The sequence below is a fragment of the Chitinophagales bacterium genome, assembly GCA_041392475.1.
In the GTDB taxonomy this organism is placed as follows: domain Bacteria; phylum Bacteroidota; class Bacteroidia; order Chitinophagales; family UBA2359; genus JAUHXA01.
This window is the reverse complement of sequence record JAWKLZ010000003.1, coordinates 920,091-940,109: the sequence shown is the minus strand read 5'-3', so window position 1 is coordinate 940,109 and position 20,019 is coordinate 920,091. Positions and strand designations below refer to the sequence as shown.

Annotated in this window: 15 protein-coding genes, 1 tRNA gene and 1 pseudogene; 5 read left to right on the top strand and 12 right to left on the bottom strand. The window is 36.7% G+C overall.

Features of this window, described 5'->3' with window-relative positions:
* Positions 1–962: 962 nt before the first annotated feature.
* The 8 genes from R3E32_26535 to R3E32_26500 form a co-directional block, all read right to left on the bottom strand.
* Positions 963–1,202 (bottom strand): hypothetical protein, encoded by a 240-nt coding sequence (locus R3E32_26535; protein ID MEZ4888314.1) that lies wholly within the window; start codon positions 1,200–1,202, stop codon positions 963–965.
* Positions 1,203–1,432: 230 nt separating this feature from the next.
* The gene (locus tag R3E32_26530) at positions 1,433–1,810 is read right to left on the bottom strand and encodes a DNA alkylation repair protein (GenBank protein MEZ4888313.1); all 378 of its coding nucleotides are present in this window, start codon (positions 1,808–1,810) and stop codon (positions 1,433–1,435) included.
* Between the two features lie 198 nt (positions 1,811–2,008).
* Entirely contained in the window at positions 2,009–2,317 is a 309-nt protein-coding gene (locus R3E32_26525) for a DNA alkylation repair protein (protein MEZ4888312.1), read from the bottom strand.
* Positions 2,318–2,515: 198 nt separating this feature from the next.
* Positions 2,516–3,178: a glucosaminidase domain-containing protein gene (locus R3E32_26520; GenBank protein MEZ4888311.1), complete on the bottom strand. Its 663-nt coding sequence runs from the start codon at positions 3,176–3,178 to the stop codon at positions 2,516–2,518.
* 135 nt (positions 3,179–3,313) lie between these two features.
* On the bottom strand, positions 3,314–6,193 hold the full coding sequence (locus R3E32_26515) for an MSEP-CTERM sorting domain-containing protein (protein ID MEZ4888310.1): 2,880 nt from the start codon (positions 6,191–6,193) through the stop codon (positions 3,314–3,316).
* A 50-nt stretch (positions 6,194–6,243) separates the two neighbouring features.
* Positions 6,244–6,792, bottom strand: a complete 549-nt coding sequence (xrtK, locus tag R3E32_26510; GenBank protein MEZ4888309.1) for an exosortase K — start codon at positions 6,790–6,792, stop codon at positions 6,244–6,246.
* Positions 6,789–8,123 carry a signal recognition particle protein gene (ffh, locus tag R3E32_26505; GenBank protein ID MEZ4888308.1) on the bottom strand — a complete coding sequence of 445 codons (1,335 nt, stop codon included), beginning with the start codon at positions 8,121–8,123 and terminating at the stop codon, positions 6,789–6,791. Before ffh ends, xrtK begins: the two co-directional genes overlap by 4 nt.
* A 151-nt stretch (positions 8,124–8,274) precedes the next feature.
* Positions 8,275–9,144, bottom strand: a complete 870-nt coding sequence (locus R3E32_26500; GenBank protein MEZ4888307.1) for an RNA polymerase sigma factor RpoD/SigA — start codon at positions 9,142–9,144, stop codon at positions 8,275–8,277.
* A gap of 171 nt (positions 9,145–9,315) precedes the next feature.
* Here R3E32_26500 and R3E32_26495 point away from each other — a divergent pair, with 171 nt between their 5' ends.
* Together R3E32_26495 and R3E32_26490 are read left to right on the top strand one after the other, a co-directional pair.
* A complete protein-coding gene (locus R3E32_26495) occupies positions 9,316–9,693 on the top strand; it encodes an START-like domain-containing protein (protein MEZ4888306.1) in 378 nt (125 codons plus the stop codon).
* 349 nt (positions 9,694–10,042) lie between these two features.
* Positions 10,043–12,892 (top strand): annotated as a pseudogene (locus R3E32_26490) (CHAT domain-containing tetratricopeptide repeat protein).
* Between the two features lie 164 nt (positions 12,893–13,056).
* Here the strand turns inward: R3E32_26490 and R3E32_26485 are convergent.
* Positions 13,057–14,751: a M3 family oligoendopeptidase gene (locus tag R3E32_26485; protein MEZ4888305.1), complete on the bottom strand. Its 1,695-nt coding sequence runs from the start codon at positions 14,749–14,751 to the stop codon at positions 13,057–13,059.
* Positions 14,752–14,860: 109 nt separating this feature from the next.
* Between R3E32_26485 and hemC the strand changes: the two genes are divergently transcribed.
* Positions 14,861–16,429: a hydroxymethylbilane synthase gene (gene hemC / locus R3E32_26480; GenBank protein ID MEZ4888304.1), complete on the top strand. Its 1,569-nt coding sequence runs from the start codon at positions 14,861–14,863 to the stop codon at positions 16,427–16,429.
* Between the two features lie 12 nt (positions 16,430–16,441).
* Here hemC and R3E32_26475 read toward each other — a convergent pair whose 3' ends face one another.
* Complete coding sequence (locus tag R3E32_26475) at positions 16,442–17,098, bottom strand: hemolysin III family protein (GenBank protein MEZ4888303.1); 657 nt, start codon at positions 17,096–17,098, stop codon at positions 16,442–16,444.
* A 291-nt stretch (positions 17,099–17,389) separates the two neighbouring features.
* Here R3E32_26475 and R3E32_26470 point away from each other — a divergent pair.
* Positions 17,390–17,464, top strand: a tRNA-Val gene (locus R3E32_26470).
* 45 nt (positions 17,465–17,509) lie between these two features.
* Here the strand turns inward: R3E32_26470 and R3E32_26465 are convergent.
* Positions 17,510–18,304 carry a thymidylate synthase gene (locus tag R3E32_26465; protein ID MEZ4888302.1) on the bottom strand — a complete coding sequence of 265 codons (795 nt, stop codon included), beginning with the start codon at positions 18,302–18,304 and terminating at the stop codon, positions 17,510–17,512.
* Between the two features lie 122 nt (positions 18,305–18,426).
* Between R3E32_26465 and nadD the strand changes: the two genes are divergently transcribed.
* On the top strand, positions 18,427–19,005 hold the full coding sequence (gene nadD / locus R3E32_26460; protein ID MEZ4888301.1) for a nicotinate (nicotinamide) nucleotide adenylyltransferase: 579 nt from the start codon (positions 18,427–18,429) through the stop codon (positions 19,003–19,005).
* 618 nt (positions 19,006–19,623) lie between these two features.
* Here the strand turns inward: nadD and R3E32_26455 are convergent.
* Entirely contained in the window at positions 19,624–19,899 is a 276-nt protein-coding gene (locus tag R3E32_26455; protein ID MEZ4888300.1) for a DNA-binding protein, read from the bottom strand.
* Positions 19,900–20,019: the final 120 nt, after the last annotated feature.

The following is a 20,019-nucleotide window of genomic DNA, read 5'->3' as shown; positions in this document are numbered from 1 at the left end:
TTGAGTATACGGTGCTGCACCAAAAAATGTTAGGAAAAGATGTCAAATTTAGTCCGTTGATAGTCATTCTTGACTATACTATCATCAAGAATCAAGCCATTTTTTTGAAGTAATTGACTGAACAACAAAACAAAAGGTTTAAAAATTTTATTTTTACATTTAAATGACATTTTTAATGATTTCCCTTCAAATTCTGCTTTTTTTTAAATCAAGGTATGTTTCAAAAGTAGATTTTTCAATCTGTAGAATAAGATAAAATAAGCGGTTCTTTGACAAACTCAGTGTACTTTGAAAAGAACTTGATATCAAGAATAATTCGCTATTGAGAATAAATTTGGAAGTCTATAGGGAAAATTTATTTAGCCGGCGTTCTTAAATGCTTATGTTTCATTGTGCAAAAACTTTGTTACCGTCATGATCATGAATACCTACCTTCTACTTAAAAAAAAAGCCCTATCAGACATTAGACTGTTGATACGGCTTAGGTTTGTATTTGAAATCTGGGTGAACGCTTTCTGTATTTGAACTCAGGATTAGTTTTGTATCTAAAAATGGGATGAATTCTATTGTACTGTATTTGAACTCAGGATTAGTTTTGTATCTAAAAATGGGATGAATTCTATTGTATTTGAAATCTGGGTGAACGCTTTCTGTATTTGAACTCAGGATTAGTTTTGTATCTAAAAATGGGATGAATTCTATTGTATTTGAAATCTGGGTGAACGCTTTCTGTATTTGAACTCAGGATTAGTTTTGTATCTGAAAATGGGATGAATTCTATTGTATTTGAAATCTGGGTGAACGCTTTCTGTATTTGAACTCAGGATTAGTTTTGTATCTGAAAATGGGATGAATTTTATTGTATTTGAAATCTGGGTGAACGCTTTCTGTATTTGAACTCAGGATTAGTTTTGTATCTGAAAATGGGATGAATTTTATTGTATTTGAAATCTGGGTGAAATTTATTTATCTTTTTTGTTTTTATCTGCGTTAGCAATCAACTCTGGAGCCAGAATGTTGTTGTCAAAAATGCTCATTTCTTCTTTTTCTACCGCTGGTTTTACTTCCTCTTGAGCAGCAGTTTTTGTTGTAGTCTCTTGCTTTGTTTGCTCGTCTAAATTAGTAGTTGTGTTGTTTCCATTTTGAGCGAATAGAGTGATGCTGGCAAAAAATAGTGTGATAGTGATGATGAAATGTTTCATGATTTTGGGGCTTTAATTTGTTCTTTATATTTTAACGTGCTTGCAGTTGATTGTACGGTACTACGTCAAAAAATGTTAGGGAAAGATGTCAAATTTAGCCAGTTGGAAACCACACTTGACTATTTACACAACAAAAATTAAGCCAGATATATCAAACAAACGATTGAAACACAGAGAAAACGATCATGTTTATTTAATTTTACGTTATAATGACAATTTTATGTTTTTTTCTACTTTTTCGAAAAATGCTTCAAAGCCTCCCTCCTACTCAAAGGTGCTAAATCGGTTACATCTACAAATCTCCATACAGCATTTGCATCCGTTTTCGCATATTGCCGCAAAGCCCAGCCAATCGCTTTTTGAATGAAAAACTCCTTTGAATCCGATTTTCGCAACACATATTCAAACAATAGATCAACATCGGTATCTTTTTTATACGCCAGCTGAAAAATGATTGCCATTCTTTGCAGCCACATATTATCCGATGTTATCCAGCGTTTTGTGACGGGTTTGGTCATTGTTGGATATTTTTTGAAGAACACACCCACCCATTTTGCAGTTGTATCCACACTATCCCACCAAGATTTATGGACAATCATAAACTCCAACAGTTCAATAGACTTGTTCGGCTCGATAATCAGTGAATAATAAATTATTGAAAATATTTAATGATTTATTATTTTATGCTTAAAACACTCATAAACAAATGTTTTGAAAAAGAGTCCTATATTTTGATTATAACAAATGTTTTTCAAGAGGAAAATAATTGCACACAACAAATCACTTTTCACATAACTCTATCATAATCAAATCCGTACAAGTCTAATATCTTCAACTTGCAGTTTTTTGACCCATTTCCCAACCAAATCAATGGCAATGTATTGAAATTCACGCTCAGGTAATTCCCATAGTTCTTTTACTATTTCCGCCAATTGACTGTATTCGGGTAGCCCATTTGTAGCAATAAATGAGCGAAATAACGCATTGCGTTGTGGTGATTTGATGCCTAAATAGGGAAACAAATTCCGCATATACTTCGACATTGCAGGTGCGTTATAAGGATTTGTATGAGGGGCAAAATGCTCTTGAAGCTGCAAAACGTAGATATTGGACATGGCTGTTGATTGATTTTTAGGTTCATCAAGATTTTAGTGGTGACTTTTGAAGTTTATGCTTAAAGATATGGAATATTTGAAAATCAGGATGCTGAATAAGCTATCGTTGAAAACAAGCGCAAGTATAAAAAATAATTGTAACACCTCTGGAACGCCTCCAAAAATCCGATGAATAAGAACCACGCCTATTAAGCTCATTTATTCCTGTGAAATCGTTTCACTCGAACTTCCTTTCAGCCAATCAAAAAGCAGCAAACTATCCCTTTCTATTTTCAATGGAAAGACATGATTGTAGTTAATCGCTTCATTTACAGTCAATTTATCCAATCGCTGCAATTCATACCGTTCCACAATGTTGATCAAAGAATTCGCATAATTTGGGTTATTAGCGTACCCCCCTTTTTCCAGTCCTTTTGCCCATACTGCATAATCTTTTGATTTAGAATCGAAAAGATCGTCGTAAAAAGCTCGATAATGGTAACGCAAAAAATTGGAATGGTCGTGAAAAGATTCAAAATCACTGTAATACGCACGGAAACATTCATTTGTTTCATCATCTGTGTATTCCATGCTTGCGCCTGTCCAATCCTCCTTACATTTCAGTCCAAAATGATTATAGGCTTTTTGCGCCAATTTACTTTCGCCATAGTTCGATTCCAACATTCCTTGCGCCAGTTTGATACTTGCAGGAATCCCCATTCGGTGCATTTCTTCCACTGCAACCAACTGATACTTTTGAACATACAATACAGCCTTTAGTGGAACTGTGGGGCTAAATACCTCTACCTTGCGAAGGGTAAAAGAAAAACAAAAAAAAGAAAAAAGGAGTAGCAGCGTTAAACATATAGGTAGATTTTTCATTTAATTTCGATTTTAATTTTCATTGATACAATCGCCTTTTGGACTTTGGACGAAGGAAGTAAGAAGTGAGATGTAAAGAATTGATAATCACAACCTTAATTCAGAAATAGATAAAGCACAAGTAATTGGTTATCATTAAATTAAATTCTTGCTTTTTGCTTCTTTTCTCTCTCGTCCAAAGTTTAAACGCCTTATACTGACCAACAAGCCTGCAAAGAGTAACAAAACCCACCAAACAGGTTCCGACATCGGCTTCATATCTTCTTCAATTGTATCCAAAGAGGCTTTGGCATTCAGCACTTGGCGTTGTTTCTCCATCAAAGCAGCCTCCTGTGCTTCGTTTTCTACTACCATAAACGAGGTAAAAGGTGACATAATATGTGTACGAAAACTTTGCTGTACCAAAGACAACCACTTTGCATCTTGATTCTCGGTATGCAGTATGTAATCTTGATGAAGTGCCTGCAAAGCCAAAGCATTGTCCCAATTTTTTCTATCCAATTCTCTTGTAATCAAAACATTAGCCACATCTTTTTTCACTACAATACTTGCTTCTTGATTGTCTGCAATGTATGACACTGGGTTTTCTGCATCTGGATAAGCCAATACCGTCACTTCCGAAATTTGCGACTCATTGAAGTCGCCGATGGGTAAATGTGGATTTCCCCACAAATAATGTCCACTCACTTCAATTTCTTCATTTTCAGAAAATTGCAGACAAACAAAACGACTGTATTCAGGAAGCATGAATTGAAAATCAGTTAATTTACCCGTAAAAATGGCTTTGTTCATATTGGGCGTGACCAGTACAAAAACCGGATAAGTATCGCTTGGGGTTTGATGGTGTCGCCATAAAACAGACTGCATAGCCCGTTCTACAAAAAAACCACCTTCAAAATCAACATTTTTTAGTTTTTGCTCCCAGTTGGGTTCATAGTCAAATATTTGCGTTTGGTAATTGGTCGGCAAAAGACGCACATCTGAAAAAGGGATGTCGTTTTTCTTCAAAAATTGGTGAATTGTTTCACTATATGTACTCACATTTTCCGCTTTACCCACCGAACAATCTAATAAAAAATGATATACTGGACGGCGTGTCACTTTGGGTAAATCCGCTTTTACAGCAGCAGGTAGATAAATAATTTGGTCGTCAAACAATTTTACTTTTGATTTCAAAGTATTTTGCATTGCAGAATACCCCAAAGTCAATGTCTTTTCTTCAATGTTCAAGACAATGGGTTCTTTGTGTATCAATTCAAAACCAGTATGTCTTGTTTCGCCTATATTCATTGGGAAAACCCTAAATGCCAGTTCATTGCCCTTTAAATAATACAAAATACCTGGATCACGACGGGTATTCACAATTTGCTGATACACCCACATCGCCGCTTTTTTTTCTGCTAAAATGCCATACTTTTTTTCATTCTCCACTACAAGGTAATAGTCACTGACCCAAGCCCCTATCGGTAATTCAAAAGAAGTCCGAAATTCGTCTTGTCGATTGCTGCAATTGGTGATGTCAAAATGTACCCAACTAGTCCAATAGTCTTCTTCTTCGTGGTAAGTTGAAGTGGTATGCAAACTATCAATTGATACTCCTACATTCCTCTCCTCCAATTGGTAATCATTGAAGGAAGAAGCAACGGCCGTTTCTTCACCCGTAAAAATACCTTCCAAAAGGTTGAGTTTTCGGTCAGAAAGGGTTTGATTGTCCAATACAAACCATTGGTAAAAATTGGTCAAATAGGGCTGGTGGGATTGTCCCCAAAAACGATTGTTTTCTTTATTTTCCCGAACATGGAGAATCATTTTGGCAATGATATTTCCATCAATTTCAGTTTTTTCTTCAAAATCAGGCGCATATACATAGTCCAATGCTTTGTGTAATTCTTGTCGATCATCGTGATAAGAGGCTATCAATAGCATCGGCAAACTCAATACCGATAGTACAAAAAGTGCGGCAAGCAACTTAGTATTAAAATATTTTTGCAGAAATTGATAATCAATCGTTAATGTTTGGGCTTGTACGATGAAAACCAATAAAGGTGTCAGCATCAAAAAACCTGCTCCGACTACAATGATTGCAGGAATGGATAACGGCAAATAGGGCAAGAAAACCAAAAAGAAATAAACGATATAGCTGAAAGTGATAGAGCGTGCCGTAAACAAGAATAATTGATTCCTAAGACTTTGTGGCTTGGGCAGACACAACAAGATACCGTTTACCAAAGCAAGAATATAAAACATAGGATGACTAAAATCACCAAAGATAAACTGAACATACATCTGAGTCCCCCAAAGGCCATTGTTCAATGCCAAACCCATTAACGGGAAAATAATGACTATCAATACCTTCAAAAACAAGCGAATAGAGGAATTGACAATTGAGTTTTTCAAAAATACGATATAGACTCCTCGTATCAAAAAAACAAAAAATACAACCGTTCCACTAATCAACATCACCGCCAACAAATGCTCAAAGATTTGGCGAGAAGGGCCATGATGCCTCAAAAAACTCAGCACATTGAAGATTAAATACCAAATTGCAGGTATCGCTACTGCCATCAAAAAATCAGTCCACGGTCGAACTGCTTTTTTATCAGGTGTTATACCTAAGACAATCAAAAACACTCCATAAGCTAAAGCAGGTATTAGAAAAGTAAATACATAGAGCAATAAGTCGTCACCAAACATCATCCATCTCGGCACACTTCTGGGAATAATGTCTTCCGAACACCACCCAAAAAAGTAGAGATATGGAATATACATCACCAACAGAAACAAGCCAAACAAAGCGTGAACTGATTGATTGCGTTTCATTTGTATGAGTGCATAAACCGTATTTAGGCTACATGCAGTCAGCAACATTCCACCAAAAAGATACCAATATTGCAGATTTTCAGCCGACAAAAGGCTGCCTATAATTTGATAGGAAAAAAAATACAGCGTGATGAGTAAAAGTTGCGGAAGGGTAATGAGCCAAAAAATCCAATGCGGTTTTAGGAAACGTTTCATATCTGTGAATTGTTGAAAATCAAGATGAAAACAGAGCCTCTATTTCTGAATCATGCGTTATCCGATGAATGGGAAATTTTATTTTTTTGAAACTTCAAAAAATAATGGATACCTAAGTAATACAGCAATAGAAAGGTGCAGTAAAAAATTGTGCCTTGAATGGTATGCATTTTATCAGAAGCCAAAATAGACCATTTCTCACCCAATGTTAGTAGTTGAACGGCAATGACTATACGGCATACATTCACAATTATCGTTATAACGAATGTCAAGATTAGAAAGTTGCCAAAGGCCAACAATTTATACACGGGTTGGGGGAAGTGGTTCAGAAAGGAAAAAACAACTATGAGGAAAGCAATGCTGAAAAAATTGATGCCAGCACAACTTTTTTCAATAGTGAAAACATGGTTTTCAGCGATATACCCTAATTCTGTATTGAAGGAAAACGATAAATCTGTGAACATCGAAACGCCTATACTCACAGGCTTCAACATCCATTTTAAGGATTCATTGCTTGCGTCTTTGGCATACCATTGCAGGCAGATGAAGCCCGCAATGGAAAGTAGGTAAAGAAAGTATTGTAGTTTTTTTGAACTCACCCCTTTTGGTTGGGCAATCCTTTGAACGCACGTCCAGCTGAAGATAACTTAGACATGGTTTTTAGCATCTTACGCATTTCATTGAACTGCTTCATAAATTGATTCACATCTTGCAACGTATTTCCACTACCTGCGGCAAGTCTTTTTCGGCGGCTTGCATCCATCAAATTGGGATTGGCACGCTCTGCAGGAGTCATAGAATCAATAATTGCTTCAATTTTTTTGAAGGAATTGTCATCAATATCCACATCTTTAAGCGCTTTTCCCATACCAGGAATCATTGCAAGTAGATCTTTGACACTACCCATTCGTTTGATTTGCTTCAATTGAGATTTGAAGTCATTGAAATCAAACTGATTTTTGCGGATTTTCTTTTGTAGTTTTTCAGCCTCTTTTACGTCAAATTCTGCCTGTGCTTTTTCTACCAATGTTCGCACATCCCCCATGCCGAGGATACGTTCTGCCATCCTATCGGGGTGAAAAACATCGATGGTCTCTATTTTTTCACCATAACTGGTAAATTTGATAGGTTTTTCTACCACATATTTGATAGACAATGCCGCACCACCTCTTGTGTCACCGTCTAATTTGGTGAGTACCACACCATTGAAGTCCAATCTATCATTGAAGGCTTTTGCGGTATTGACCGCATCTTGCCCAGTCATTGAGTCGACAACAAACAAAATCTCGTTGGGATTTGTGACTTTTTTGATGGCACTGATTTCATCCATCATTTGTTCATCAACCGCCAAACGACCTGCTGTATCAATGATTACGAGATTGTGTCCATGCGTTTTGGCATATTCAATCCCGTTTTGGGCAATCTCTACAGGATTTTTACTGCCTTCTTCGGTATAAACAGGAATCTTGATGCTCTCTGCAAGAATCTGCAACTGCTTGATTGCCGCAGGACGATATACGTCACCTGCAATGAGCAAAGGACGTAAGGAATTGCGTTTTCTTAAAAAATTGGCAAGTTTAGCCGTGAAAGTAGTTTTACCAGAACCTTGAAGACCTGCAATGAGAATGATGTTGGGTTTTTTACTCAAATCCAGCTCAATAGCCTGCCCTCCCATCAATGCGGTCAATTCATCATACATGATTTTAACCAGAAGTTCACCCGGTTTTACAGCCGTAATTACGTTCTGCCCAAGTGCTTCTTCCTTTACCTTTGCCGTGAATTCTTTGGCAATTTTGTAGTTTACATCCGCATTGACCATTGCTCGTCGAATCTCTTTCAAAGCAGTAGCAATGTTCAACTCTGTAAGCCTGCTCTGTCCTTTTATACCCTGTATGGTTTTGTCTAACCGTTCCTGTAAACTTTCAAACATAAACTTAAAATAATGATGATATTATCGAATAAAATAGCTACTTTCTACTAAAAACAAGTACCCCTTGCCAATTTTATAGCCTTAGACTACTGCTTCAATTGGCAAGGGGGATTTATTGTTAAATACTTATCATTTCTGGTAATTCGTTCATTTAGCCACCTAAGTAAGCCTTCAACAATTTGCTACGAGAAGCACTTCTCAGCTTATTGATTGCTTTATCTTTGATTTGTCGCACACGTTCCCGCGTCAGTCCAAACCTTGCCCCAATGTCTTCTAAGGACATACTATGCTCTACACCAATACCAAAATACAGTTTAATCACATCTTTTTGGCGTTCGGTAAGCGTAGAAAGAGAGCGTTCTATTTCTTGACGAAGGGAATCTCTGTACTCCAAATCTTGGTCTGTTTGGGGTGTACCTCCATTCTCCAACACATCAAGCAAAGAATTATCTTCTCCTTCTACAAAAGGAGCATCAACTGATACATGTCGAGCTGCAACTCCCAAAGTAGTCTCTACTTCTTCCGTAGCGATTTCGAGCACTTCAGCCAATTCATCAGAAGATGGTTCTCTTTCGAATTCTTGCTCTAATGCAGAAAAGGCTTTATTGATTTTATTCAACGAGCCTACCTTGTTGAGAGGAAGTCGCACAATACGGGACTGCTCTGCCAAGGCCTGCAATATAGACTGACGAATCCACCACACTGCATAGGAGATGAATTTAAAACCTCTTGTTTCATCAAAACGCTGTGCAGCCTTAATCAATCCAAGGTTTCCCTCATTGATCAAGTCGCTTAAGGATAAGCCTTGATTTTGATACTGTTTGGCTACAGATACCACGAACCTCAAGTTCGCTTTGGTTAATTTCTCCAAAGCTTCTTGATTGCCTTGTTTGATCTGTTTAGCCAATGTCACTTCCTCTTCGGGAGTCAAAAGATCGACCTTACCAATTTCTTGAAGATATTTTTCAAGAGATTGGCTTTCCCGATTCGTTATGGATTTAGTAATTTTTAATTGCCTCATGGAAAATTTTCTGTTCTCGTCTTGGCGGGATGATAAATTATTAAAAATAAACAATAATTTAGCCAGTGGAGTTTAAAAACAGCGACAAAATTAGTAATTATTTTTGGTTTTTTAAAAAATTATTTTTTGATTATCATTGCACCATTAATAAATGAAAAAAATTATAAACAAATGAGTAGAGTTAAAATTTCTTTGGAATTTAAGGTTCGTTCTACACCAAGTATCCTTTACAACTTTTTATCCACCCCTTCGGGCTTGGCTCAATGGTTTGCAGAACATGTAGATAGCCATGAGAATACTTACAGTTTTTATTGGAATGGCCAAAGAGAAGAAGCAGAGGTTTTGGATAAAGAAGAGAATACTTTTATCCGATTTCAAATGGAAGAAAATGAGGAAGGTGAATTTTTAGAATTTAGAATTACACAAGCTGAAATAACTGGTGATACCGTTTTGTTGGTAACTGACTTTGCAGATGATGACGATGTTGAAGATCAAAAACAACTTTGGGATAGCCAGATAGATGCTTTGATATCCAGAGTAGGTGGTTAAGTTATATTGATTATCATGCTATATTCTTTATTTATCATGCTATATTCTTTATTTATGGAGTGATTTTTGCTATGCTATTACAGGTTATTTTACTAATTGCTTTTTAATTTAACAAATTTTTTATTTACTGAAAATCAACCTTTATATACAACAATATTTTTATGAAATGAAAATAAAAGTTGTTCTTTGGTTACTTAAAACTATTTCAATAATAGGCAACCTTGGTTGTAAAATAGCCATTATCATTATTTTACTTTATTGTGACTTTTTATGCACACGAAGGTATTTATACTTAAACACTCCTTAATTATGAAAGGCCCACAAAAGGAGATGAAAATAACTTAAGTAGATGCACCATACTGGCAAACATCTCATTACATTTTTATTGGTAATCTATGCTGTTTGCATTAGCACCATCTCTGCTAATGCACAAGATAGACTAAGCCAAACCAAGTTACCCATAGACACAGCCTATGCCCATCAATATGTAGGTGTAGCTGAATCTTTGATAAAAATAGGTAGGGTTGATAGCGCACTTCAATACATTGAAGATGCTGCTGCTATATACACGAATGTAAATTCATGGAAGCGATGTGCTGAGGCATATAACCAAATAGGATTTGAATTATACCGCATTAAAAAATTTGAAGAAGCATACAATCTTTTCAACAATGCCTATGCTATTGCTGAAAAACATTTACCTGAACTTAATTCAACATTGGCTACTACCTGCAATAACTTGGGTGCCGTACAAACTGTCAAAGGCAATTACGATGCAGCTCTCTCTTTACATACCAAGGCATTGTCAATACAAAAAGAATTGTGGGGAACAAAAAATAATACACTAGTAAGAACTTATTTGCATATTGGTAATGTTTATTATCAAATGGGCAATTATCAAAAATCTTTAGATTTCAACAATTTAGCTTTTGATATCCAAAAAATAGAGGCAAATAAATCAGACCTTGCTGAAACCTACAACAACTTAGGTTTATTATACTTACGCTTAGAAAATTACCCTGCGGCCTCAGACAACTACCAACAATCTTTAGCTATCAAACAAGAAATATATTTTCCTTCACATCCTAAGATAGCGACTACTTACACTGACTTAGCACTTAGCTATCAAAAATTAGGGCTATTCGACAAAGCTCTGTCTGCTTCCGACAATGCACTCATCATTTTATCCAATACCTTTGAAGAAAACCATCCCGACTTTGGGGTCAACTACCAACTCAAAGGAGACATTCATTTTGAGCAAGCAGACTATAAAGAAGCTATTGACTTTTATAAGAAAGCACTCGATAATAGACTAACCGCAACCATTGAAGGCGGAGCCGAAATTGCAGAAACTTACTTACGCATTGCCAAAACATATGAGGAACAGAAATACAATCCCATGTCTATATTGCCTTATATTCAAAAGGCAATACAAGCATTGGTTTACAAGTTTGACAAAGATGACATCTTTGAAAATCCGCCTATAGAACAAGTTTTATCCCATGAGTTTCTTTTGGATGCAGTAGAATATAAAGCTATTATTCTTAGAGCTTTGTACAATGAAACGAACAATGTTAATCATTTAGAAGCATCTCTTTATACTTATCAACTTGCCACCGAATTGTTGCTAAAAACAGCATTGCAATATAGAATTGACAATCGCAAGCCTATTACGCCATCTTTAACAAAAAGAATTTTTGAAAACGGGACAAAAACGGCGTACCAACTTTCTAAAATTTCTAATACTGCCAACCGCAATAAATACATCAATGAAGGATTCCAATTTTCGGAGCAGTACAAAAAATACCAACAACTTCAAGTTTTAAAATCGGGTAAAATCAAGGCATTTCGAGGTATCAATGAAGTGAGTCTTCAACAAGAAAAACAATTAAAAATTGATTTAGATTTTTATACTCATTTACTTTTGGAAGAATACCAGAAAGGGGAACTTATCAACAATTATGCAGTCAAACACCTTCAAAAACAGGTGGCTATACTACAACAAAACTACGATAATCTACTCAATGAATACCGCAACCAACATCCTGCCTACTTCAAAATGAAATATGAAATGGCAAGTATTGACATTGATCAATTGCAGTCATATCTTCAAGACTTTCTTCCACAAACGGCTTTGATAGGCTATATTTTAGGAGATAGTTTGGCATATAGCTACACCGTCACCAAGGATACCAGTTTTGTAAAAGAATTTTTGCTGGAAGCTTCTCTAAAAAACGATATTCAACATTTAGCAACCGTATTATCTGATTACAAATTATTGACAGAGGATCCAAATGAGTCTTACCAACAGTATGCTACTCACGCTTATACTGTTTTCAGATCGGTACTCAGTAGAGCATTGATACCTATTGCAGATAAGACAAAAAATATCGTCATTATGCGAGATGGGATTTTACACAATATTCCTTTTGAAGCACTACTGACAAATGTGGATGATAGAAAAACCCCCTTCAATGAATTGCAGTTTTTGGTCAAAACCCATACGCTGAGTTATACTTACAGTGCAGCAGACTTTTTGCAGGATATGCTAAAAAACAGTCCAAATAATGATGCTTTTTTAGGGATGAACCGAGATTATAATACATCTGCAATGCAACAAAACAACGATTTGAACATTGCTCAATTGGCCGAAAAATTAGACCACGATTGGACAAATACTGCAGTCTTCTTAAGTCCTCTTTCTATTTTTGAGCGTCACGATATTTTTAGCAATTCAGAAGCCACAAAAGAACATTTCCTGCAAATAGCAGGAGATTATCAAGTTGCACACCTTGCTTTGCTTGGATATTTGAACGATGAGTCACCTTTAGAATCAACTCTTCTTTTTTCATCAGAAAATGCTTCTGAAGATTACAGTTATTTAAGGCTAAATGACTTTTATAGCACCAATCTGAACTTTGATTTAATGGTTTTGAGTGGACTTATCAGAAATTCAAATGGGCAGGGTGAAGGTGAAGGACTGACAACTTTGCAGCAAGCATTGAGTTATGCCGGTTGCCTTAGCACGCTGACGAGTATGTGGGAAAATGACCCAAACACCAATTCTATTTTGATGAACTATTTCTATCAAAATTTGCAGCAAGGAATGGATAAAGCTGAAGCTTTGGCTACTGCAAAACGAACTTTCATCGAAAAACAAACAGACAAAGCACATCCTTACTTCTGGAGCAACCAAATTTTGTTGGGCAATCCGCAAAACATTGAGCATCCTATTCAAGACATCAATTGGACTTTGTGGGCACTTGTAGGAGGTAGTTTATTATTGCTATTAATTGGCGGTTGGATTGGCACCAATTTAATGAAAAACAAAGACTCTAACCCATCATCGGAATCATCTTCTACTTACAACAAAGTATCATCTACCTTCTCCAACCAAGCCTCTGCTTCTGCCATCACCTCCACCAAAGTAGTTTCTTCAAATGGAGAACGCAATTTGGCCAGTTTTACCAGGTTCAAAAAGGACTGACTTCCTCCCGCTTTGCACAAGCGTGTGTAATCTTCCATTGCCTTTTCTGGATTTTCATTGTATCGTTTCCAAAACTGTAATGCACAAACCTGTGCTAAGGTGTAGTCTATGTAATAAAATGGGCTTTTGTAGATATGTCGCTGTTGCTGCCAAAACCGCCCACTTTCCAAATACCCAATTCCATTGTACACCCTGTGGGGCATGTATTTTTGTTCGATTCGTCTCCACTCCTTGTTTCGTTCTTCAGGACTTATATTGGGGTTTTCGTACACAAAATGCTGAAATTCATCTACTGCAACGCCATAGGGCAAGAAGGTAATAGAACGACTTAGATGAGAAAATTTGAACTTATCGGTATCTTCTTCAAAAAAATAGTGCATCCAATCCCAAGTGAGTAGTTCCATACTCATCGAGTGAATCTCGGCTGCTTCCATAGTCGGGAAATTGTATTCTGGCGTGATAAGGTCAATGCTCGAATAAGCCTGAAAAGCATGACCAGCCTCATGCGTCAGCACTTTAATGTCGCCGCTTGTACCATTGAAGTTCGAGAAAATAAAGGGGCTTTTGTATTTTTTGAAGACGGTACAGTAACCTCCTCCAGCTTTCCCCTTTCGGTTCACCAAATCCATCAATTCATTGCTTTTCATAAACTGAAAGAACTCATTGGTTTCAGGTGAAAGTTCCTCATACATTTTTTCGGCATTCGCTACAATCCACTCCGCATCTCCTTTTGGTGTAGGATTGCCAGAATTGAATTCCAAGGATTCATCGAAATGGTAAAAATCCTCCAAACCCAAGCGATTTTGTTGGCGTTTTCGAAGTTTAGTCGCCAAAGGAACTACGTGTTTCTCCATCATTTTTCGGTAGTGTGCCACATCTTCTGCTGTGTAATCTGAACGTTTCATGCGTGCATAAGCCATTTCCACAAAGTTTTTGAAGCCCAAAGCTTGTGCCATTTCATGACGAAGATGCACTAACTGATCGAAAATATCATCCAATGTATGCTGGTGTTCGGTAAAAAATCCATAATAGGCTTCTCGCACTTTGATCCGCATGGCTCGGTCTTTGGAATTGAAGAACTTACCGAAACCACTCAAGTTGCGAACTTCTCCTTCAAAGGGAATTTCGGCAGAAGCCAATAATTTGATATAGCGAGAAACCAGTTGGTTTTCTTTCTGCAAATAGCCAATAATGCTGTCGTCAAAAGACTTCAAAGATAAATCTGCTATGACAAACAATTGTTTACCCCATGTTTTCTCCAATTCTTGCCGGTACTTAGAGTTGACCAGTGCCTTGTAAAAACGGTTGGTCAATCCACTAAATGCCGGGCGTTCTTTATCCACATAAGACTGCTCAACAGTATAGGTATCATCTGTTGTATCAATATTGTGTCGAGTACTTGCAATCGAAAACATGGTCTGATAATCGCTGCGAAGCACATTGATTTTTTCAATGACCTCATTTTGTTCTGCCACTGCAGTGGCAGTGTTAAACTGGCTTATCAGTTGGTCAAACTTTGTTGCTACTGTTGGATAGTCAGGGCGTTTGTAAACAAAATTGCTGAATTTCATAGAAGAAAATATCTTGGTATAGATAAAAATTTAGATAAAGATACTAGTAAAAAACCCAATCAGGCACTAAATGTTTTGCCACACTCTATCAAAATAGGTAGCTTTGCCGATGATGAAAAAGAAAATTGTTATCGGTACTCGTGGCAGTGAATTGGCTTTGTGGCAAGCCTATTTCACTCAAGACCAATTGCAGCAATTGGGACATGAGGTAATATTGAAGATCATCAAAACCAAAGGCGATCAAATCCAACATTTGAGTTTTGACAAGATAGAAGGCAAAGGCTTTTTTACCACAGAAATTGAAGCCGAACTATTGGCAGGTTCTATTGATTTGGCGGTTCATTCTTACAAAGACTTACCGACTGAAAGTCCTGAAGGTTTGGTAATTGCAGCCAATTCATATCGTGCCAATCCTTTCGATTGTTTGGTAATTCACCCAGATGCACTTCGTCCTTCCCTCCCATTCCAACTCAAAGAGAATGCAGTTGTAGGTACTTCTTCGGCTCGTCGAAAATCTCAGTTGTTGGCACAAAGGCCTGACCTGCAAATTCTTGATATTCGAGGAAATGTCCCAACAAGGGTAAAAAAACTAGAGGGAGCATACGATGCTATTGTCTTAGCCGCCGCAGGTTTGGAGCGATTGGAGTTGGACTTAGGCGATTATCACCAACTTATTTTTACGCCTCAACAGATGATTCCTGCCGCTTCGCAGGGCGTATTGGCATTTCAAACCCGTGAAGAAGATGCAGAGATTCGGGCTATTTTGCAACACATTCACGATCCTATAATCGAAAAATCCATTGCAGTAGAACGTACGATTTTGAATCAATTAGGGGGCGGTTGTCACCAACCGATTGGTGTCTTTTGTCGGTTTTTACCTTCCCAAAATCACTTTCAAGTTTGGGCAACTTCGGCTAAAAATTGGCAGGATTTCCCAAAAAGAATTTTTGCGGAAGGTAAAAATCAAGCTGATTTGATAAAAAAACTACTGAACGGGCTGGAAGAAAAAACTCCAAAAAAAATATTTATTTCTCGTGATTTGACAAAAGATAGTTATTTCTACAAAGCTATGTCCAACAATGGCTATGATGTTAATGCTTTCTCTTTGATTGACTTTAATGGTGTAGCTTTTGATAAAAACATTGAAGCGGATTGGCTATTTTTTACGAGCAAACGAGGCGTACAATTCTTTTTTGAACAAAATCCTTTCCTACCAGAACGATTCCGAGTAGCTGCTTTGGGAGAAGGTACTGCAAAGGCATTACAAGCCTACAATTTCAAAGCAAGTTTTGTGGGGGGAGAAAACGATACGGCTGCGGTTGCAGAGGATTTTGGAAAAATAGCAAGGGGTAAGAAAGTGGTTTTCCCAATTGCTGAAAAAAGCTTGAGGGGGGTTCAGAAAATATTGGAGCGGGATTTTGACAAGATTAAAGTGCAAGACCTTGTGGTATATAGTAATCAAATAAAATCTGCTTTTGACATCCCAGTTTGCGATATTTTGGTGTTTACCAGCCCAATGAATGTGCAGACTTTTTGTAAAAAACACACAATCGAAACACATCAAATCATTGTGGCTATCGGTAATACTACGGGTAAGGCATTGGAGAAATTGGGTTATACCAATTATCGCTTGGCTGCAAGTCCTAATGAGGTTAGCTTGGCGGATTGTTGTTGGTAAATTTTCAATTAATCAAATCATCGGTGGACGAACATAGTACAAAATAGAAAAGTAATGACAAGCGGCTCCTGCAATGACAAATAAATGCCAAATAGCATGGTTGAAAGGGATTCGGTCAATCACATAAAAAATGATACCCACAAGATAAAACCCTCCTCCTATGAGTAACAACAATACACCCCAAAAATCAACGGTGGCCATAACAGGCTGTATGAAAAAAAGAATCATCATACCCAAACCTGCGTAAAAGGCAATACTGTAGAATTCATATTTGGATAGCTGATTGCGAATCACCCATTTAAAGATAATGCCTCCAATCGCTAAACTCCAAATAATCACTAATAAAGGTATCCCCCAACCCTCTCGCATATTGCCGAGCAAATAAGGAGTATATGTGCCTGCAATCATTAGGAAAATCGCTATGTGGTCAAATACTCTTAGTGTCTTTTTCCACTCAATGTGTTCGACCCAGTGATACATAGTAGAAGATAAAAAGACGGACATCATGCACAATCCAAATACCGCAAAACCTGCCAATACACCCATATCTTTGTAATCTAAAGCAAAATATATCAGCACAATAAACCCTATCAAACTGATGATTGCGCCAATGCCATGAGTTATGTAGTTTAATCGTTCTTCGAGTTCGCTGTAAAAGGGCGTTTTCATGGGACTAAGGTTTAAGAAGATTACAAAATTTTGTCCAAGGCTTATACTTTTTTGACTTGTCAAAAAGAGAGTAGTTTATTGTCGAAGGTTGCATCATTGCTCTTTATGCTAATTCTTAACACAACTTATGCATTATAGTTTTAATTCTTAGAAATCAAAAGTTTTCTATTACTAAAATCTTCTGTGAAGTGCCTATTTTTTTTGCAGAATCAAAGAAATAAGCTACATTTGCGACCCATTCCAAAAATAAAAATGGTTTTCCTATTCTTTAGGAATAAACATTTTTACTAAGGGTCATTAGCTCAGTTGGTTCAGAGCACTGCCTTGACAGGGCAGGGGTCACTGGTTCGAATCCAGTATGACCCACAAGTAAAAAGCACAACAAATTTTTATCTGTTGTGCTTTTTTGCGTTAAACCGCCACAGGCATTTTGATATGCGGATGTGGATGGTAATTTTCGATGGTAAAATCCTCATAATCATAATCAAAAATAGACGCAACACCTTCTCGAATCTTCAATTGCGGCAAAGCTCGCATCTCTCTTTTCAACTGCTCTTCAATTCCTTCCATTTGATTCACATAGATATGAGCATCGCCAATCGTATGAATAAACTCGTAAGGCTGCAATCCCGTTTGTTGGGCAATCATGGACAACAGCAGCGCATAACTCGCAATGTTGTAGGGAATTCCAATTGGCACATCAGCAGAACGTTGGTAGAGTTGGCAGGATATTTTTCCATCATTGACATAAAACTGAAAAAGGCTATGGCAGGGCACCAATGCCATTTTGGGTAAATCTGCCACATTCCAAGCACTGACAATCAGCCTACGAGAATGTGGTTTCTCTTTTAGGTCTTGCATCAATTGGCTTATCTGATCCACAGTTTCCCCGTTCCCACCATTCCATGACCGCCATTGTGAGCCATATATGGGACCCAAATCACCGTTTTCATCTGCCCATTCATCCCAAATTCGTACTTTATGGTCATTGAGGTATTGAATATTCGTATCACCCTTCAAAAACCACAACAATTCATAAATGAGCGAGCGTGTGTGAATTTTACGAGTCGTCACGAGCGGAAAACCCTCTTGCAAATTGAAGCGCATCTGATGGCCAAAAATACTCAATGTGCCTGTGCCAGTTCGGTCTTCTTTAAAATTGCCTTTGGCTATAATCTTTTGAAGTAAATCAAAGTATTGTTGCATGGTTCAAATTGTTGGATTGCTTTATTGTTCAATTACTGAAATGATTACTTTTGCAAAAGTAAGGATTCATTCCAAACTTCAAATTGAAGCTTGCACATAATTCACAAAGCAATTCAACAACAATGTCCAAAAACATCGGTTTATTTTTTGGTTCTTTCAATCCTATTCACGTAGGACATCTCATCATTGCAGAAACAGTGGTCAATTTAGACGATATAGATCAAGTTTGGCTAGTCGTTTCGCCTCAAAATCCCTTCAAACAAAAGCAATCTTTGTTAAACCAATACGATCGTTTGCACTTGGTAAACCTTGCATTAGAGGGAAATACGCAGATAAAACCCTCAACCATCGAATTCAATCTACCTATACCCTCCTATACCATTGATACACTGGCTTATTTGAGTGAAAAATATCCCGCCTCGAATTTTCACTTAATCATGGGAGAAGATAACTTGACGAATTTCCACAAATGGAAAAACTACGAAAAAATATTGGAGCAGTATCAATTGATTGTTTACCCCCGTCCGGGATATGAAAATGAGTTGTATATAGACCATCCCAAAGTTCATCGGTTATACGTGCCGAAAATTGAAATTTCGGCTACTTATATTAGAGAACTCTTAAAACAAGGAAAATCTATTCGCTATATGGTTCCTGAAACTGTCCTCGAATATGTTGATAAAATGAACCTTTATCGTTAAACAAAGAGTTTTTAAAAATAATTACGCTGTTTTCTATTTTTTTAAAAAAACTCACTTTATTCTTTTCACACATATCTCTAAAAATGAATTATTTAGAATCAATTAAATTGTCAAATCAATCTTATTGAGAGTTTTTTTACTTTTTTTTTTGGTCAAACCAACAAAATAGTTTTATATTTACATTGCTTTTTCATGGCTTTAGGTTTTTAGGGTTAAACAATTAGGGTTTTAGGCATAGCACTTCCTTGTGGGGTGCTATGTTCTTTTATAGACCACCCTAATTTTAATATTCTCCTCCTCTTTTCCTTAAGAACTCCCACTAAAGAATCCCTATTACAACAAAAATTAAATAACTGGCAGCTCTTTAGTATTCATACATCCATCCTATTTAAAAAACCATTTTTTTACACATTATCAGGTAAATTTAAGATTACATGATGTATGATTTTGAGTAGAACAATCTTTTAAGTTGCCACTTAACTTTTAGTACAAGCTGTACTGCTTCCACTTATTTATTCAATCTATATACAAAAAAAAAATCCTTCATACACTTGTAAAATAGTTTACTATAAGTGTATGAAGGACTTTAAACAAAGTGAATAGTAGTAAAAAACTAAATTACTCTTCAACTTCAACTTCCTGCTCTTCAATGATTTTCTGTGCCATTTCGATAATGCGGGTATCATCTAAATGAACAATACCTCCATCAGGACCTGGTTCAAAATGAACCCCTACGACTTGTCCTTCTTGGTAATTGTATCCACCAAAATAATTTCTAACTGTTTCTACAGACACATCGAGCGTTTCTGCAATTTGATGAATGCTACCATCGGGCAAACTATCTTTGATTTTTCTCAACTCATTAAATGTGATGTTCATACCTGAGATTTCCATACTCTTCAATTTTTGGTTAAATAATTGGAACACGATAAAGCTACTATATTTTTGCTTAATATAAAAGTTATTTTGAAAAAAAATTGCAGTTTTACTTGTTACTTTACAGCAAAAAACAGT

Coding starts and splice junctions, on each gene's coding strand:
- R3E32_26520 (MEZ4888311.1), bottom strand. CDS start 3,178: ATGAAAAATCTACCTATATGTTTAACGCTGCTACTCCTTTTTTCTTTT.
- R3E32_26500 (MEZ4888307.1), bottom strand. CDS start 9,144: ATGAGGCAATTAAAAATTACTAAATCCATAACGAATCGGGAAAGCCAA.
- R3E32_26515 (MEZ4888310.1), bottom strand. CDS start 6,193: ATGAAACGTTTCCTAAAACCGCATTGGATTTTTTGGCTCATTACCCTT.
- R3E32_26485 (MEZ4888305.1), bottom strand. CDS start 14,751: ATGAAATTCAGCAATTTTGTTTACAAACGCCCTGACTATCCAACAGTA.
- hemC (MEZ4888304.1), top strand. CDS start 14,861: ATGATGAAAAAGAAAATTGTTATCGGTACTCGTGGCAGTGAATTGGCT.
- R3E32_26495 (MEZ4888306.1), top strand. CDS start 9,316: ATGAGTAGAGTTAAAATTTCTTTGGAATTTAAGGTTCGTTCTACACCA.
- ffh (MEZ4888308.1), bottom strand. CDS start 8,123: ATGTTTGAAAGTTTACAGGAACGGTTAGACAAAACCATACAGGGTATA.
- R3E32_26475 (MEZ4888303.1), bottom strand. CDS start 17,098: ATGAAAACGCCCTTTTACAGCGAACTCGAAGAACGATTAAACTACATA.
- R3E32_26455 (MEZ4888300.1), bottom strand. CDS start 19,899: ATGGAAATCTCAGGTATGAACATCACATTTAATGAGTTGAGAAAAATC.
- R3E32_26525 (MEZ4888312.1), bottom strand. CDS start 2,317: ATGTCCAATATCTACGTTTTGCAGCTTCAAGAGCATTTTGCCCCTCAT.
- R3E32_26465 (MEZ4888302.1), bottom strand. CDS start 18,304: ATGCAACAATACTTTGATTTACTTCAAAAGATTATAGCCAAAGGCAAT.
- nadD (MEZ4888301.1), top strand. CDS start 18,427: ATGTCCAAAAACATCGGTTTATTTTTTGGTTCTTTCAATCCTATTCAC.
- R3E32_26535 (MEZ4888314.1), bottom strand. CDS start 1,202: ATGAAACATTTCATCATCACTATCACACTATTTTTTGCCAGCATCACT.